The organism is Nocardioides albertanoniae (genome assembly GCF_006716315.1).
Taxonomy (GTDB): Bacteria; Actinomycetota; Actinomycetes; order Propionibacteriales; family Nocardioidaceae; genus Nocardioides; species Nocardioides albertanoniae.
The window spans coordinates 2230703-2246221 of the sequence record NZ_VFOV01000001.1 but is presented as its reverse complement, the minus strand read 5'-3'; the positions used below and the strand labels follow the sequence as shown (position 1 = coordinate 2246221).

The window sequence follows — 15519 nt, the reverse complement described above, 5'->3', positions numbered from 1 at the left end:
GGGCAGGTCTAGCTGCCCGCGGGGTCGGTCGAGGGGCGCTGTACTAGACGATGACGCTTTGTGAATCGTTCACAAAGGGGCACACCTGGGTCAGGGCCGTCGAGTGAACCGGATCGTCCCATCGGGCAACCGTTCATGGGTGAAACCGGGTGCGTGCGCCAGTCGATGATGATGCGGGCACAGCAGGACCCCGTCTTTCAGATCGGTCTTCCCGCCGAGTGACCAGGCAGTCAGGTGGTGGGCATCGCACCACTCCGGTGGCATGTCACACCCATCGGCCTGGCAACACTTCTGCCGCAACCGGAGTGCCTTGCGCTGGACCGGCTGGAAGAACCTGCTCGACCTGCCTGCATCAAGAACCTGCCCGTCGCTGCCCAGCACCCACGGGATGATCGTCGCGTTGCAGGCCATCTTCCGAGCCTCGGTCGCGCTGATCGTCATCCCGTTCGCATCGTCGAACCCGAGGACTGCGGTGCCGAGCTCCTTCCGAAGGTCGTCGAGCGAGATCACGACGTTGATGGTGGTTGCGTCGCCGCCGTGGCGGGGCAGGGCGTCGGGATCGATGGTCTCCAACAGGCGGGCGAAGCCCTGGCCCATCAGTCGTTCCCACGGCGGGAGCGGGGTGCCCTTCTCGACGAGCTGCTGCTTACGCGGCTGGGCCCAGGCTTCGACGTGGGTCTTGAACCGCATCCCCATCGCCACCGGCAACACACCGTCGAACCCGATGGTGCCGTCGTGGTTGTCCCAGATCCGCAGTGCGGTCTTCTGTTGGGCACGTTCTTCTTCAGCCAGGAGTGCTTTGGCTTCGGCGTCTTCGAACCGGACCGGGTCGATCTCGACCAGAATCCGCTTCCCAACGATCCGGAGCTCGTTCGCGGTCAGGTGGGTTGCGTAGTCGACGAGGAGCTTCTCGGCGAGCAGCAGGTCTTCGGCGCTGGCGACGGGGTTGGTTTCGACCGCGTCCAGGGCCTTAGCTATCACCCGCGCCTTGTCATGGGAGACCACACCATCAGCGCATCCGCCAGCGAGCAACTCGTGCTTGGACACCGAAGCGGCGAGCTTGAGCTGCGCACGTGCGGGTCCTTTGTCGACGAGCAGGTCAGCCCGCATCCAAGCCGAGGCATCCTTGTCGCCTGTCTCCTCAGCAATATCGCCAGCGGTGGCGAGCACCCGCAGCTCGAGCGCAGCCTGCTGCGCCTTGAGCTGCTGAAGCCGTGCCAAGACGTCCTTCTTCTGACTGGTTCGCCAGTACTCGGGATCCATCGAGAGCAGGTCACCGAGAGCGGTTTCCATGCCAGCAAGAGCAGCCGCAACCGGGTCTCCAGGGCTGGTGCCCCAGTGGTCGACGTGGTTCTCGACGCTCATTGCTGACCCCCTCTCAAGGTGCCCGCCGGATACCCTCCATTTTACTCTCTACCGGCAAGTAAATCCAGGTATTTCCGCAGGTCAAGCGATGTTTTGCGGCAGCAAACCAACAGCAACCTCCTCCGGCCACACCCGTGCCGCCGCCCCGACAATCAGCCAAATCTTTTCTCGATCTGACCCGGAGTCCAGGACCGCGAAGCGGCCGGCGAAGCCGGCGGCCGAAGGCCGTCCTTGACGCCGGGTCAGATCGAGAAGACCGTGAAGAAAGGGTCGGCGGCAAACACCAACCCACGAATGAGCGTCCCCTATGGGCGAAACCCAGAGACCGCCTACCCCCAAGCCCCAGCAAGCAGCTCCCGCGTATCAGTGAGCAACTGAGGAAGGGTCTTCGTACGCCCGATGACCGGCATGAAGTTCTGGTCGCCGACCCAGCGGGGCACGATGTGCTGGTGCAGGTGTGCGGCGATCCCGGCACCGCCCGCGGTGCCCTGGTTCATCCCGATGTTGAAGCCCTCGGCCTGGGACACGGCCGCGAGGGTGCGTACAGCCTGCTTGGTCAGCACCGCCATCTCGGCGGCCTCGTCGTCGGTGGTCTCGACGTAGCCAGCGACGTGCCGGTAGGGGCAGACCATCATGTGGCCGGGAGCGTACGGGTAGAGGTTGAGCACCACGAAGCAGGTCTCGCCGCGGTGGACGATCAGGCCCTCGGCATCACCGAGCGTCGGGATCCGGCAGAAGGGGCACTTCGTCTCCGAGGAGTCGCTGGGCTTGTTCTCGCCGCGGATGTAGGCCATCCGGTAGGGGGTCCAGAGCCGCTCCAGCCCGTCGCCCTCGCCGATCCCGTCCTGGGTGAGAACACCATCCACTTCAGTCACGCGGCACAGACTACTTAACCGCCCGCACGCTCACGCGGGCGCTTCCCCTGCCCGCAGTGCGTACGCTCCGGTGATCGCCGCGGCGAGCAGCACGACCACGCACGCCCCGGTGATCCCGGACAGCGCCAGCCAGGGCACCTGAGCGGCGGGTCGGGCACGTCGCGCACCACCGACCGGCGGGTCTCGGCCGTGCTCGCCTACCTGCGCGAGGGCTGAGCCGGCGTCGCCTCCCCCGCGCTGCGACGGGTGATCCGCCACAGCAGGCCGAACGCGACGAGCTGGAGCCCGCCGATCACGGCCGCCAGGACCGGCACGTGACCGGAGACCAGCGCCCCCGCGAGGCCACCGCCGGCGAGCGCGCCGATGCCCTGGACGGCAGCGAACACGCCGTAGGCGGTGGCCCGGCGCGACGAGGGCACCAGATCGGCGACGAAGGCCTTGACCGTCGAGTCCTGGATGCCGGTGGCTATGCCCCACACCGCCACGCCGACGAGCACCAGCCACAGCTGGGAGGTGAAGACGAGCAGCGGCACCGCGGCGACGAGCACGGGTACGACCAGGAGCACCCGGCTGCCACGACGGTCGAAGAGGTGGCCGGTGCCGAGCGCGGCGAGCGCCTCGACCGCCATCGCGAGCGCGTAGACCAGCGGCACGGCCGCCGCGAGGAGGAGACCGTCGTCGACCATCCGGAAGGAGATGACGCCGAACGTCATCAGTCCGGCGGTCATCATGGCGCTGGCCAGGGAGAAGAGATGGAACCTGCGGGGCAGGTCGCTGCCGGTGGCCGCCCTGCCGAGCGCCGCGAGCGCGCTCGCCGCCGGCGAGGGGCGGTTGTCGTGCTCGTGCCCCGGCCCCTGCCCAGGCTCGTGCCCAGGCTCAGCCTCGGGCTCGGTCACGATCGGCGCCCGACGACGTAGCTGAGCCAGCAGGAGCAGCGAGAGCGCGCCCGGGATGGCCAGGAGGGCGAAGCCGGGCCACAGCAGGCCGGTCGCCGCGGCGACGCCGGCGAGCAGGAGCGGCCCGGAGAAGGCGCCGACCTGGTCGAGCGCCTTGTGCACGGCGAAACCCTTGCCCCGGCCGGTCGAGGTCGCCATCCGGGCGAGCAGCGCCGACTTCGCCGGGCTCCGCACGGCCTTCCCGGCGCGCTCGAGCAGGATGAGCGTCGCCGCGACGGCGAGCCCGGCACCGCCGATGAACGGCGCGACCGCGAGCAGCGGCACGCAGACCGCGGTCATCGCGTAGCCGAGCACGGTCAGCCGCCAGTGGTTGTGGCTGCGGTCGGCCCACACCCCGGTCACGAGCCGGAGCACGAGCGCGATGCCCTCGCCGGCGCCGGTGATCAGACCGACGGTCAGCGCCGAGGCGCCCAGGCTGCCGAGGAACGGGCCCGACATGGCCCGCATGCCCTCGTAGACCATGTCGGCGAAGAGGCTCACCAGGCCGAAGGCGAAGACCGTACGCCACGGGGTCCAGGCCTTGGGGCCGCCCGCCGGTGCCGTCTCGTGGGGTGGCGATGTCTGCGTCACGTGGACCGATTCTCCCAGGCGCCGTCGTCGCCGGCACTCCGGGTGAGCTTCTGCGTGCCGGCCGTCCGGCCGGGGCGGGTCAGCCGGCGAGGATCCCCTCGGAGAGCACCGTGTCGAGAGGCATGTCGGGGTCGAGCTCGATCCCGAAGCCACGGGCGTGGCCGTCGATGACGTACCAGATCGACTGCGCGGTCAGCCGCTCGAGCGTCTCTGCCTCGAGCCTCTCGCCGGGACGGGTCAGCCAGCGGCGTACGGCACCGAAGACGGCACCGACCAGACCGTAGATCAGCGGGTCGAGCGCCTCGGCCTCCTCCTCGCTCGGCGTCGCACCGAGCGCGACGACCGCCGTGCCGACGATCGTCGAGATACGGCCGGCGAGCTGCTCCATGCCCTGCTGGAAGGGGCCGTCGTTGCCGCCGTCGATGTCGTGGTCGGCGGCGAGGTGGAGGGCGGGATGGGCCCGGGCCCAGCGCACATAGGTGCCGATGACGCGCTGGATGATCTCCGGCGCGGTGCCGTCGAGGGTGATCGCGGGGATCAGCTCCGACCACAGCCCGTCGAGGATCGCCTGCTGCACGGCTCGGTCGAGGTCGGCGCGATCCTCGAAGTGCCGGTAGACGACCGTGCGCGAGAGCCCCGCGCGGGAGGCGATCTGCTGCACCTGCACGTCGGCGGCGGGCTCGCTGGCCTCGATCGCCTCGATCGCGGCGTCGATGATCTGCCGGCGTCGCTGCTCGTTGTGCTTGCTCCACCGGTCCTGCCGACCGTCGCGCTTCTCCCCAGCCACCCGCGTCTCCCCTGCCCCGTGCTCCATCGTTCCCGTGACGACGCAGGGAGCGCTCAGCTCTCCCTGCGACGTCGAAGAGAGTATCGGGGTTTCGGCGACGCCGCGGCGATGGCCCGCATCTGCCCCTCGTCGGTGACCTTCACCCGCGGTCGCCCCGTCTCGGCCCCACGACGTTTCTCCTCACGGTCGATCGCCTGCCAGCCGGCCAGGTCGACCAGCTCGGGCTGCCGGCTGCGTACGATCGCGGCGGTCTCCTGGGCGTCGCCCACGGGCTCGTCGACCAGACCGGCGTCGAGATCGTCGAGGAGGCGGTCGACGCTCTCCTCGGCGTCGGACTTGTTGGTGCCGATGAAACCGCTCGGGCCGCGCTTGACCCAGCCCGCGACGTAGACGCCCGGCATCACCCGGCCCGACTCGTTGGGCACGGTGCCGGTGGCGGCGTCGTAGGGAAGATCGGAGACAGGCAGGCCCTTGTAGCCGACCGCACGCAACAGCAGCCCGGCCTCGAGCACCTCGGTCTCGCCGGTCGCGACCGCGCGCACCACGCCGTTAGTGTCGGCCTCGAGGCGGTTGCGACCGACCTCGACGCCGGTGACCCGGCCTTCGCCCAGCACCGCGACCGGGGAGGAGAGGAACCGGAGCACCACCGTACGCAGCGCCGGATCCGCCTCACGCTGAGCGATCTCGCGCAGCAGCCGCGACTTGGTGTCGCTGCCGGCCATCGCCTCGGGAGCAGCGTCCACGACGACGTTGACCCCGGTGTGGCCCATCAGCCCGACCAGCTCGGGCACCGTGAAGGCGGCCTCCGCCGGGCCGCGACGACCGAGGATGACGACCTCGCGCACGGCGCTGTCGCGCAGCACGCCCAGCGGCCCGTCGGCGATGTCGGTGGTCTCGAGCCGCGCCGGGTCCTCGGCCAGGAGCCGGGCACAGTCGAGCGCCACGTTTCCGTTGCCGACCACGACCACCCGGCCGGACGGGATCGACTCGGCGTCGAGGTGCACCGGCAGCTGCTGCTTGTCGGGGTGGCCGTTGTACCAGCCCACGAGGTCGGTCGCGCTCAGCGAGCCGGGCAGGTGGTCGCCGTCGATCCCGAGCGCCCGGTCGCTCGCCGCGCCCACGGTGTAGAGCACGGCGTGATAGCGAGCGGCCAGCTCGGCGTGGGCGATGTCCTTGCCGACCTCGACCCCCAGGAAGTAGCGGAACCCGGGCTGGGTCTCGATCTGCGCGAAGAGCTCCTCGACCTGCTTGGTGTTCTGGTGGTCGGGGGCGACGCCGGCGCGCACCAGGCCGTAGGGCGTGGGCAGCCTGTCGTAGACGTCGACGCTGATCTCGGGGTGCTTGAGCAGCTCGTCGGCGGCGTACATCCCGGCGGGCCCGGCGCCGATCACGGCCACCCGGAACGGACCGGGCCGGGCGAGCCGACGCTGCGGGTGCACCATGGCGAGCGGCGTGCGGTCATCGTGGGGGAAGACGTCGAAGTATTCGGCGTTGATCGCCAGGAACGGCTGCTGGGCCGGGGTCAGCGTCGTGTGCGGCACGATCGCGTCGGCCGGGCACGCCGAGACACAGGCTCCACAGTCGACGCAGCTCTTGGCATCGACATAGAGCATCTCGGCCTCGGCGAACCCGGGCTCGCCGGGTGCGGGGTGGATGCAGTTGACCGGGCAGGCGACCACGCAGGACGCGTCCGCGCAGCACGACTGGGTGACGACGTGAGGCACTTGTGTTGACCGTTCCGCGTCGTGATCAGTAGGAGGCGGCGCGCGGCTCGGCGCGGAAGCGCGAAGGACGGCCGTCGATACCGGTCATCTTCCACAGCAGCTTGGCCGGGCCCTTGCGGATGCCCAGGTTGTCGGCCAGCAGGCGTACGTCGCCGAAGAGGTCGCGCAGCAGCTTCTCCGACTCCGCCGACTTCCACCAGATCTGCTTGGCGACCTCGTCGGGGATGCCCATGTCGTGGCGAGCCTGCTTGCTCGGCACCATGATCACGTCGCAGAGCAGACGCATGATGAGCGGGAAGACGTAGGCCAGCACCGTCTTCTTCACCCGGCCTAGCTCGGGCACGTGCTGCTCGAGGTACTGGTGGGCGAAGCCGATGTGGCGGGCCTCCTCGGCGATGTGGATCTGCATGATCCGGTTGGCCGCGGGGTGGCTGCCGCCGGAGCGCATCGCGCCCTTCTGCAGGTGGTCGATGGGCTCCTCACCGGCGAGGATGCCGGTGAAGAAGGCCTCCGGGAAGAACGCACCGGCCGAGGCCAGGAACGGCACCAGGACCTTGTAGTAGGTCGGCGCGCCGGCGACGTCGGGGTTCACCCGGTTGACGAACTCCTGGAACATCTGGGTGTGGTGGGTCTCCTCGGTCACCTCGTGAGTCGCGTAGCGGAACTCCGGGTTGTTGTTCTCCGACCAGACCAGGTGGTTCATCACACCGCCGATGAGCAGCTGCTCGAACTGCAGGCCGACCTTGGCGACCTGGGCCCAGCGATACATGCCGATCTCGATCTGGCGCTGCTTGGGAAGACCCTGATACCAGGGGTGGGCACCGATCTCGTCGGACGCGTTGAGGATCCAGCGCTCGTCGTCGGATCGCACCTCGAGCTCGGCCGAGTCCCAGTCGATGTCCTTGAACGGGTCGAAGTTGACCTCCACCGAGGCCTCGGACAGCGTCCGGAGCGTGTCGAGATAGGCCTGCTTGCCCTGGCGGACGTATCCAGTGGACTTCTCATCCTGAACGGCGGTCATGACGATCGCTCCTTTGCACCGTATGGGTTCTGCGTCGAGCTGGTGACTACGAAACTCACGTTACCGGAACACGTGTCCCGATAACAAGAGTACGCGCGACGGAGTGTCACATCTAAATATGCGTCGGCGTCAGAGCTGCCGGCCCAACTGCTCGGCATGGCGGAGCATGGCCTCGCCGCCCCGGCTCCGGAACTCCACCACGTCCAGGCGCGCCACCGCCGCGCTGACCGAGATCGACGCCACCGTGACCCCGCGCGCATCCTTGACCGGCACCGCCAGCGCGAACAGCCCGACCTCGAGCTCCTCGTCACTGACCGCGACCCCCTCGTGCCGGACGTCCTCGATCCGCTCGCGCAACCGCGCGTGATCGAGGATCGTCCGAGACGTACGCGCCACCAGCTCGACCCGCTCGAGATAGGCGTCGAGGTCCTGATCGTCGAGACCGGCCAGCAGGGCATGTCCGGTCGCCGAGGCATACAGCGGCAGCCGCGCTCCGACCCGCACGCCGGCGTCGAAGACGCGCGCCACCTCGCTACGCGCCACGAAGAGGGACTCGTCGCCCTCCATTACAGCGAGCGAGACCGACTCGCCCAACGCCTCTCGCAGGGCCGTGAGATGCGGTCGCGCCAGCTGCGGGAGGGGCACCGCATCCGCGTAGATCGCCCCGAGCCGGAGCACCCTCGGGGTCGGGCTGAAGAACTTCTCATCGAAGGTCAGATAGCCCGCCTCGACGAGAGTCATCAGGCATCGCCGAGCCGCCGCGCGGCTGAGCCCGGTCGCCCGCGCGGCGTCGCTGATCGTCAGTCTCGGCGACTCCCGACTGAACGCCTCCAGCACCGCCAGGCCCTTGGCCAGACCAGCCATTCCCTCGCTCATGACGTCGTCCCTTCTTGACACCTGTGACAAAAGCCACTTTGGTATGTCCTGTTCGGAAAACATACATGTGTTCGATATCCGAACGCAAGTGAAATGTCTCAACAGGAGGACGGATGTCAGAGGCGACCACCACCATGGCCGCACGCGAGTGGCCCCAGGCGCTCAGCAAGGTTCCCTACTGGGTGTTCCAGGACGCGGAGGTCTACCGCGCCGAGCAGCAGAACATCTTCCACGGACCGTTCTGGAGCTACCTCTGCCTGGAGGCCGAGCTAGGTGAGCCCGGCGACTACTGCGCAACCTTCATCGGCGAGCAGCCGGTGCTGGTGACCCGCGACTTCGACGGCGAGATCTATGCCTTCGAGAACCGCTGCGCACACCGTGGCTCGCTCATCGCGATGGACCACTACGGCCACGCGAAGGACTTCACCTGCGTCTACCACGCCTGGACCTACAACCTCCAGGGCGACCTGACCGGTGTCGCCTTCGAGGAGGGCATCAACGGCAAGGGCGGGATGGGCTCGGACTTCTGCAAGAGGGCGCACAGCCCGCGCAGGCTCCGGCTCGCCAACGTCCACGGCCTGATCTTCGGCAGCCTCGACAACGACGTCCCCGACATCGAGGACTACCTCGGCCAGGAGATCCTCGACCGCATCGAGCGGGTCCTCGGCGGCCGCAAGCCGGTGGTGCTGGGTCGCTTCACCCAGAATCTGCCGAACAACTGGAAGCTCTACATCGAGAACGTCAAGGACTCCTACCACGCGAGCATCCTGCACCTGTTCTTCACCACCTTCGGGCTCAACAAGCTGAACCAGAAGGGCGGCATCGTCGTCTCGGAGAGCGGCGCCCACCACGTCAGCTGGTCCGCGATCAACCGTGAGGCCGAGTCCGGCGAGCACTACAAGGACCAGAAGATCCGCTCCGACTCCGAGTACCAGCTCGAGGATCCCTCGCTGGTCGACAGCTTCAGCGAGGTCGGCGACGACATCACCCTCCAGATCCTCTCGGTCTACCCCGGCTTCGTGCTGCAGCAGATCCAGAACTCGATCGCCGTACGCCAGGTGCTGCCGACCGGCGTCGACACGACCGACCTCCACTGGACCTATCTCGGTTTCGAGGAGGACACCGAGGAGCAGCAGCTGGTCCGGATGAAGCAGTCCAACCTGGTCGGCCCGGCCGGGTACGTCTCGATGGAGGACGGCGCCATCGGCGGCTTCGTCCAGCGCGGCATCGCCGGCGCCAGCGGGGAGTTCGCGACCGTCCAGATGGGCGGCCAGGAAGCGGTCTCCAGCGAGAGCCGGGTCACCGAGGCCTCCATCCGGGGCTTCTGGAAGGTCTACCGCGAGGCCATGGGCTTCAGCATCGAGGAGAGCAAGTGATGGACGCCTTCACCCTGATCAGTCGCGCCCAGGGCAGCTACGTCCGCTCGATCGACGACGGTCCCATCGAGGACTGGCCCGAGCACTTCGCCGACGACGCCTTCTACAAGGTGACCACCGCCGACAACCACCGTCGTGGCCTGCCGGCCGGTGTCATCTGGGCGAACAACAAGGCGATGCTCAAGGACCGCATCTCCGCGCTCAAGGAAGCCAACATCTACGAGCCGCACTCCTACCGCCACCTGCTCGGGCAGCCGGCGATCCTGGAGGAGAGCGAGGACGGCGCCACCAGCGAGACCTCCTTCCTGGTCGTCCGGATCACCGGCAACGGCCCGACCGACGTCTTCGCCAGCGGCCGCTACCTCGATGAGCACGTCTTCGTCGACGGCACGGCCCTGCTGAAGAGGCGCGTCGTGGTCTGCGACAGCACCCGCACCGACACTCTCCTGGTGCTGCCGCTGTGAGCGTGTCCCCCAGGCTCCTCCTCACCACCGGTGATCCGTTCGGGGCCGGCCCGGAGATCGTGATGAAGGCGGTCGCCGAGCTCGGCCGCGCCGCACCGGTCGTCGTCGGCGATCGGTGCGCGCTCGAAGGGCCGGCCGCGGCGTACGGGATCGAGCTGCGTACGGCCGAGCCCGGGCGTCTCCCCGAGGCCGGCGTGTGCGACCTGGTCGACGTCGGCGCGCTGACCTCCGGCCAGCTCCGGGTGGGCGAGGTACGCCCCGAGGCGGGTGCCGCCACGATCGCGTACGCACGCACCGCCGTCGGACTGGCGACTGAGGGCGGCTACCGCGGGATCGTCGCCGGCCCGCACTCGGAGTCCGCGGTGCATGCGGCCGGGATCGGCTTCGCCGGCTACCCGCCGCTCGTCGCAGAGCTGACCGGCACCCCCGGGGACCAGGTCTTCCTGATGCTGGTCGGAGGCGGTCTGCGGGTCGCCCATGTCACCTTGCACCTGTCGATGGCCGAGTCGCTCGAGCGGCTCAGCGTCGACCTGGTGGCTTCCGCCGGCCGGGCGCTCCACCGGGCGCTCGAGTCGATGGGCACCCCCGCCCCTCGGCTCGGCATGTTCGGTATCAACTGTCATGCCGGCGAAGGCGGGCTCTTCGGTGAGGACGACCTGACCGTCTCCGGGCCGGCGGCCGAGAAGCTGCGCGGCGAGGGCATCGACATCACCGACCCGACCGGGGCCGACGTACTGCTCGGCGACCCGCAGTGCGACGGCTACCTGGCGATGCACCACGACCAGGGACACATCCCGGTCAAGCTGCTCGCCGGCCGCACCGCTGCGGCGGTCACCATCGGGGCCGGTGTGCCGTTCTCCAGCGTCGGGCACGGCCCGGCATTCGACATCGCCGGACAGGGCGTCGCCGACCCCTCGGCCCTGCTGTCCGCGCTCAGCCTGTTCACCCCGAAGGAGGCGTCATGACGCACACGATCAGCGTCGCCGACACCGACATCTCGTTCACCGCCGAGGAGGGCCAGTCGATCCTCGACGCGGCCGAGACCGCCGGCTGGGCGATCCCCTACTCCTGCCGCAAGGGCGTCTGCGCGACCTGCGAGGGCACCCTCAACGCCGGAAGCCTGGACACCCCGAACCAGGGCGTGGTCTGCGGTCCGGCAGACAAGGTGCAGTTCTGTCGTGCCAAGCCGACCGGCGACGTCGAGATCACGCCCAGGCGGATCCAGGAGAGCACGCCCCCGGTCCGCAAGAGGCTCACCACCGCCGTCTTCAAGATCAAGCCCGCGACCGACGGGATCACGATCCTGGACCTGCGCTACCCGATCGGGCGGCGTACGCCGTTCAAGGCCGGCCAGTTCGTCAACATCATCCTGCCCGACGGAGACACCCGGCCCTACTCGATGGCCAACAGCCCGCAGCACAACGATGCGCTGCAGCTGCACATCCGGCACGAGCCGGGTGGTGCCTTCTCCGACAAGATCCTCTCCTACCTCGGGTTCCACGACGAGGTGGAGATCGAGGCCCCGTTCGGCGAGTTCCATGTCGCCGACGGGGACTCCCCCATCATCCTGCTCGCCACCGGCACCGGCTTCGCACCGATGCGGTCGATCATCCTGGACCACATCGCCCGACGCCTGACCCGCCCCATCCACCTCTACTGGGGCGGTCGCACCGCTGCTGACCTCTACGACACCGACATGGTCGGCACGTTGACGCAGCGCTACGAGTGGCTCACCTTCACCCCCGTCGTCTCGCGCCCCGACTCCAGCTGGACGGGCGCGACGGGGTGGGTGCAGGACGCCCTGCTGGCCGACTACCCGGACCTGGACCAGCACGACGTGTACGCCTGCGGCAGCGAGGCCATGACCATCGCCGCCGTCAACGCACTGATCACGGAGCGCAGCTTCAACCCCGAGCGCTTCCACGCAGACGCATTCGTGTCCTCGGGCGCCGCGAACGCGTCCTGAACTCCTCCGAGCTTCCGAAGGGTCCACATGTCAGCAACAACAACCACGGGCGGGGGCGCCGTACGTCTCCCCGACTTCATCGACTCCCGACGCACCGGCCGCTTCCAGGGAGGCACCGTCCTGCTCTGCGGTCTGGTGATGTTCCTCGACGGGTTCGACACCCAGGCGATCAACTACATGGCCCCGGCCATCAGCGCCGACTGGGGTCTGGAGAAGGCCGACCTCGGCCCGATCTTCTCGGCGGCCCTCGTCGGGCTGATGATCGGCTACCTGCTGGTCGCACCGCTCTCGGACAGGTTCGGCCACAAGCGGCTGGTGCTCGGCGGGGTGCTGCTCTTCGCACTCACCACGCTCAGCTCGGTGTTGGTGCAGAACGAGGCCCAGCTGCTGGTGATGCGGCTGATCACCGGCATCGGTCTGGGTGCGGCGACACCCAGCACGATCGCGCTCACCGCCGAGTTCAGCCCCAAGAAGGTACGCGCCAGCTTCGTGCTCGCCATCTACTGCGGGTTCTCCCTCGGCTTCGTCGCGGCCAACTACGTCGCGGACTGGCTGATCCCGGCCCACGGCTGGCGCTCGGTCTTCCTCGTCGGTGCGCTCGCCCCGCTCCTGCTCACGGTCATCCTGGCCTGGCGGCTGCCCGAGTCGCTGAACTTCCTGGCTCGGCGTGAACGCCACGCGGCGGCGTACGCGCTGTGCCGCAAGATCGACCGTAACCTTCCCGCGGTCAGCGCACCGCGGGTGGAGACCGAGTCGGAGGCGCAGGGCAAGCAGGTCAGGCTCCGAGAGGTCGTCGGCGGCGGACAGCTGCTCGGAACCGTCCTGCTCTGGCTGGTCTTCGCGCTCAACCTGGCCATGTTCTACGGCCTGCAGAGCTGGATGCCCACCATCTTGACCGAGCAGGGCTACTCCAGCTCGACCCTGGCCACCGCGGCCTCGATGACGACGATCGGCGGCATCGCGATCGCGTTCGTGGTCGGCCCGGCGATGGACCGGCTGGGTGCGTTCGGTGCGCTCAGCACGCTCTACTTCGTCGGCTGTGGGTTCCTGACGATCATGAGCCTCGCCCTCGGCGCCCCCGTGTGGGTGCTGCTGATCGCCATCTTCCTGACCGGCTGCTCGGTCAGCGGCGGACAGAAGAGCGTGATCGCGCTCGCGGCCGTCTTCTACCCCGCCGAGGTCCGCTCCACCGGCGTCGGCTGGGCGCTCGGCATCGGTCGTGTCGGCGGCATCGTCGGCCCGATGATCGTCGGTGCCATGCTCGCCGGCGGATGGAGCGCCGAGCAGTTCTTCCTCGCCATGGCGGTCCCCTCCGCGGTGTGCGGGGCCCTGGTCCTCTACCTGGGCGCACGCGCCAAGGCGAGGGCCAAGGCCGAGATCTCCGCGGAGACAGCGGCGGCGTAGGCCTTCGTCACGACGACATCGGCCCCTGGTGCTGCTCACCAGGGGCCGATCGTCAGCTGAGCGTCGCTCTGATCAGACCTGCTCGTGGGACGCGACGGCGGCGACGATCCGGTCGATGGCGTCGGCGACGGGGATGCCGTTCTCCTGGTGGCCGTCGCGGTAGCGGAAGCTCACCGCGCCCGCCTCGACGTCCTTCTCCCCCGCGATCAGCATGAACGGGATCTTCTGCAGCTGAGCGTTGCGGATCTTCTTCTGGAAACGGTCGTCGGACTCGTCGACCTCGACCCGGATGCCCTTGACCTTCAGCTTGCCGGCGACCTCGTAGAGGTAGTCGGTGAAGGCGTCGGCGACCGGGATGCCGACGACCTGCACCGGGGCGAGCCACGGCGGCATGGCGCCGGCGTAGTGCTCGACGAGCACACCCAGGAACCGCTCGATGGAGCCGAACTTGGCCGAGTGGATCATCACCGGCTCCTGCCGGCTGCCATCGGCGGCCTGGTACTCCAGGCCGAAGCGGGCCGGCTGGTTGAAGTCGTACTGGATCGTCGACATCTGCCAGGTCCGCCCGATCGCGTCACGCGCCTGGACGGAGATCTTCGGACCGTAGAAGGCCGCACCACCCGGGTCGGCGACCAGCTCGAGGCCCGACTCGGTGGCCACGTCCTCGAGGATCTTGGTCGCCGTGGCCCACTGGTCGTCGGAGCCGATGAACTTGTCGTTGTCCGCGTCGCGGGTCGACAGCTCGAGGTAGAAGTCGTCGAGACCGAAGTCCTTCAAGACACCGAGCACGAAGTCGAGCAGGTGCTTGATCTCGCCGGGCGCCTGCTCCTTGGTGACATAGGAGTGGCTGTCGTCCTGGGTCAGGCCGCGCACGCGGGTCAGACCGTGGACGACGCCCGACTTCTCGTAGCGGTAGACGGTGCCGAACTCGAACAGGCGCAGCGGCAGCTCACGGTAGGAGCGGCCCTTGGCCTTGTAGATCAGGTTGTGCATCGGGCACGACATCGCCTTGAGCTGATACTTCGCGCCCTCGAGCTCCATCGGCGGAAACATCGTGTCGGCGTAGTAGGGCAGGTGGCCGCTCGTGTGGAAGAGACCGTCCTTGGAGATGTGCGGGGTGCCGACGTAGGAGAAGCCCTCCTCGATGTGCCGGCGGCGTACGTAGTCCTCCATCTCCCGCTTGATCACGCCACCCTTGGGGTGGAAGACGGGCAGGCCGGAGCCGAGCTCGTCGGGGAAGGAGTAGAGGTCGAGCTCGCGGCCGAGCTTGCGGTGGTCGCGGCGCTCGGCCTCCTCGATCCGGGCCAGGTGGGCCTCGAGCGACTCCTTGGACTCCCAGGCGGTGCCGTAGATGCGCTGGAGCTGCTTGTTCTTCTCGTCACCACGCCAGTACGCCGCGGCGGACCGCATCAGCTTGAAGGCGGGGATCCGCTTGGTGGTGGGCAGGTGCGGGCCTCGGCAGAGGTCCTTCCACGCGATCTCGCCGTTGCGGTCGAGGTTGTCGTAGATGGTCAGCTCGCCACCACCGACCTCGGCGCTGGCGCCTTCGGCAATCTCTTGGGCGCTGCCGTCGGCAGCCGAGCCCTTGAGGCCGATCAGCTCGAGCTTGTAGGGCTCGTCGGCCAGCTCGACGCGGGCGTCGTCGTCGGTGGTGACCCGGCGGGAGAACTTCTGGTTGGCCTTGATGATCTTCTTCATCCGGGACTCGATCTTGGCCAGGTCCTCGGGCACGAACGGGGTCTCGACGTCGAAGTCGTAGTAGAAACCGTCGGTCACCGGCGGGCCGATCCCGAGCTTGGACTCGGGGAAGAGCTCCTGCACCGCCTGCGCCATCACGTGCGCGGTCGAGTGGCGCAGGATGTCGTGGCCGTCCTTGGAATCGATGAGGACACCCTCGACCTCGTCGCCGTCGACGAGCTCGTAGGCGAGGTCCTTGAGGCTGGGCTCCTCGGAGCCGGACCCCACCTTGGCCGCGATCACGTCGGGAGTCTCCGCGAAGAGCTCCCACGCCTTCGTGCCCGTAGTGACCGTCCGCTCCTCGCGCCCGTCGGGGGTGAGTACGGCGATCTTGATCTCGGACACGATCTCTCCTGTGGTGTGGTGGGTCCTGCGGTTGCTTCAGCAGGCGCTCCGAT

At 68.5% G+C, this 15519-nt stretch carries 13 protein-coding genes; 5 read left to right on the top strand and 8 right to left on the bottom strand.

All coding sequences use genetic code 11. The features are described 5' to 3' along the window. Positions 1-90 precede the first annotated feature (90 nt). From FB381_RS10695 to FB381_RS10665, 7 genes are all read right to left on the bottom strand, one after another. On the bottom strand, positions 91-1365 hold the full coding sequence (locus FB381_RS10695; protein ID WP_141780279.1) for an HNH endonuclease signature motif containing protein: 1275 nt from the start codon (positions 1363-1365) through the stop codon (positions 91-93). A gap of 329 nt (positions 1366-1694) precedes the next feature. Then, positions 1695-2240: an HIT family protein gene (locus FB381_RS10690; RefSeq protein ID WP_141780278.1), complete on the bottom strand. Its 546-nt coding sequence runs from the start codon at positions 2238-2240 to the stop codon at positions 1695-1697. A gap of 197 nt (positions 2241-2437) precedes the next feature. Beyond that, positions 2438-3766: an MFS transporter gene (locus tag FB381_RS10685; RefSeq protein ID WP_246088057.1), complete on the bottom strand. Its 1329-nt coding sequence runs from the start codon at positions 3764-3766 to the stop codon at positions 2438-2440. A gap of 79 nt (positions 3767-3845) precedes the next feature. Next, entirely contained in the window at positions 3846-4553 is a 708-nt protein-coding gene (locus FB381_RS10680; RefSeq protein ID WP_141780277.1) for a TetR/AcrR family transcriptional regulator, read from the bottom strand. A gap of 53 nt (positions 4554-4606) precedes the next feature. After that, on the bottom strand, positions 4607-6277 hold the full coding sequence (locus FB381_RS10675) for an FAD-dependent oxidoreductase (protein WP_141780276.1): 1671 nt from the start codon (positions 6275-6277) through the stop codon (positions 4607-4609). A 25-nt stretch (positions 6278-6302) separates the two neighbouring features. Continuing rightward, positions 6303-7298 carry an AurF N-oxygenase family protein gene (locus FB381_RS10670; protein ID WP_141780275.1) on the bottom strand — a complete coding sequence of 332 codons (996 nt, stop codon included), beginning with the start codon at positions 7296-7298 and terminating at the stop codon, positions 6303-6305. Between the two features lie 129 nt (positions 7299-7427). Further along, a complete protein-coding gene (locus FB381_RS10665; protein WP_211352387.1) occupies positions 7428-8174 on the bottom strand; it encodes an IclR family transcriptional regulator domain-containing protein in 747 nt (248 codons plus the stop codon). Between the two features lie 113 nt (positions 8175-8287). On the opposite strand from FB381_RS10665, the gene FB381_RS10660 reads away from it, so the two are divergent. The 5 genes from FB381_RS10660 to FB381_RS10640 are packed head-to-tail and all read left to right on the top strand — an operon-like array spanning position 8288 to position 13384. Beyond that, positions 8288-9550 (top strand): aromatic ring-hydroxylating dioxygenase subunit alpha, encoded by a 1263-nt coding sequence (locus FB381_RS10660; RefSeq protein WP_141780274.1) that lies wholly within the window; start codon positions 8288-8290, stop codon positions 9548-9550. After that, complete coding sequence (locus FB381_RS10655; RefSeq protein ID WP_141780273.1) at positions 9550-10014, top strand: aromatic-ring-hydroxylating dioxygenase subunit beta; 465 nt, start codon at positions 9550-9552, stop codon at positions 10012-10014. The genes FB381_RS10660 and FB381_RS10655 overlap by 1 nt, the downstream gene beginning before the upstream one ends. 2 nt (positions 10015-10016) lie before the next feature. After that, positions 10017-10979, top strand: a complete 963-nt coding sequence (locus FB381_RS10650) for a PdxA family dehydrogenase (protein WP_211352386.1) — start codon at positions 10017-10019, stop codon at positions 10977-10979. Beyond that, positions 10976-11980 (top strand): 2Fe-2S iron-sulfur cluster-binding protein, encoded by a 1005-nt coding sequence (locus FB381_RS10645; protein ID WP_141780271.1) that lies wholly within the window; start codon positions 10976-10978, stop codon positions 11978-11980. The genes FB381_RS10650 and FB381_RS10645 overlap by 4 nt, the downstream gene beginning before the upstream one ends. Positions 11981-12007: 27 nt before the next feature. Further along, a complete protein-coding gene (locus tag FB381_RS10640) occupies positions 12008-13384 on the top strand; it encodes an MFS transporter (protein WP_141780270.1) in 1377 nt (458 codons plus the stop codon). Positions 13385-13456: 72 nt separating this feature from the next. Here FB381_RS10640 and thrS read toward each other — a convergent pair whose 3' ends face one another. Next, entirely contained in the window at positions 13457-15466 is a 2010-nt protein-coding gene (gene thrS / locus FB381_RS10635) for a threonine--tRNA ligase (RefSeq protein ID WP_141780269.1), read from the bottom strand. Positions 15467-15519: the final 53 nt, after the last annotated feature.

What these genes read in the sequence shown, in the direction of transcription:
- FB381_RS10695 (WP_141780279.1), bottom strand. Translation starts at nt 1,365, where the DNA reads ATGAGCGTCGAGAACCACGTCGACCACTGGGGCACCAGCCCTGGAGAC.
- FB381_RS10670 (WP_141780275.1), bottom strand. Translation starts at nt 7,298, where the DNA reads ATGACCGCCGTTCAGGATGAGAAGTCCACTGGATACGTCCGCCAGGGC.
- FB381_RS10665 (WP_211352387.1), bottom strand. Translation starts at nt 8,174, where the DNA reads ATGAGCGAGGGAATGGCTGGTCTGGCCAAGGGCCTGGCGGTGCTGGAG.
- FB381_RS10660 (WP_141780274.1), top strand. Translation starts at nt 8,288, where the DNA reads ATGTCAGAGGCGACCACCACCATGGCCGCACGCGAGTGGCCCCAGGCG.
- FB381_RS10655 (WP_141780273.1), top strand. Translation starts at nt 9,550, where the DNA reads ATGGACGCCTTCACCCTGATCAGTCGCGCCCAGGGCAGCTACGTCCGC.
- FB381_RS10645 (WP_141780271.1), top strand. Translation starts at nt 10,976, where the DNA reads ATGACGCACACGATCAGCGTCGCCGACACCGACATCTCGTTCACCGCC.
- FB381_RS10640 (WP_141780270.1), top strand. Translation starts at nt 12,008, where the DNA reads ATGTCAGCAACAACAACCACGGGCGGGGGCGCCGTACGTCTCCCCGAC.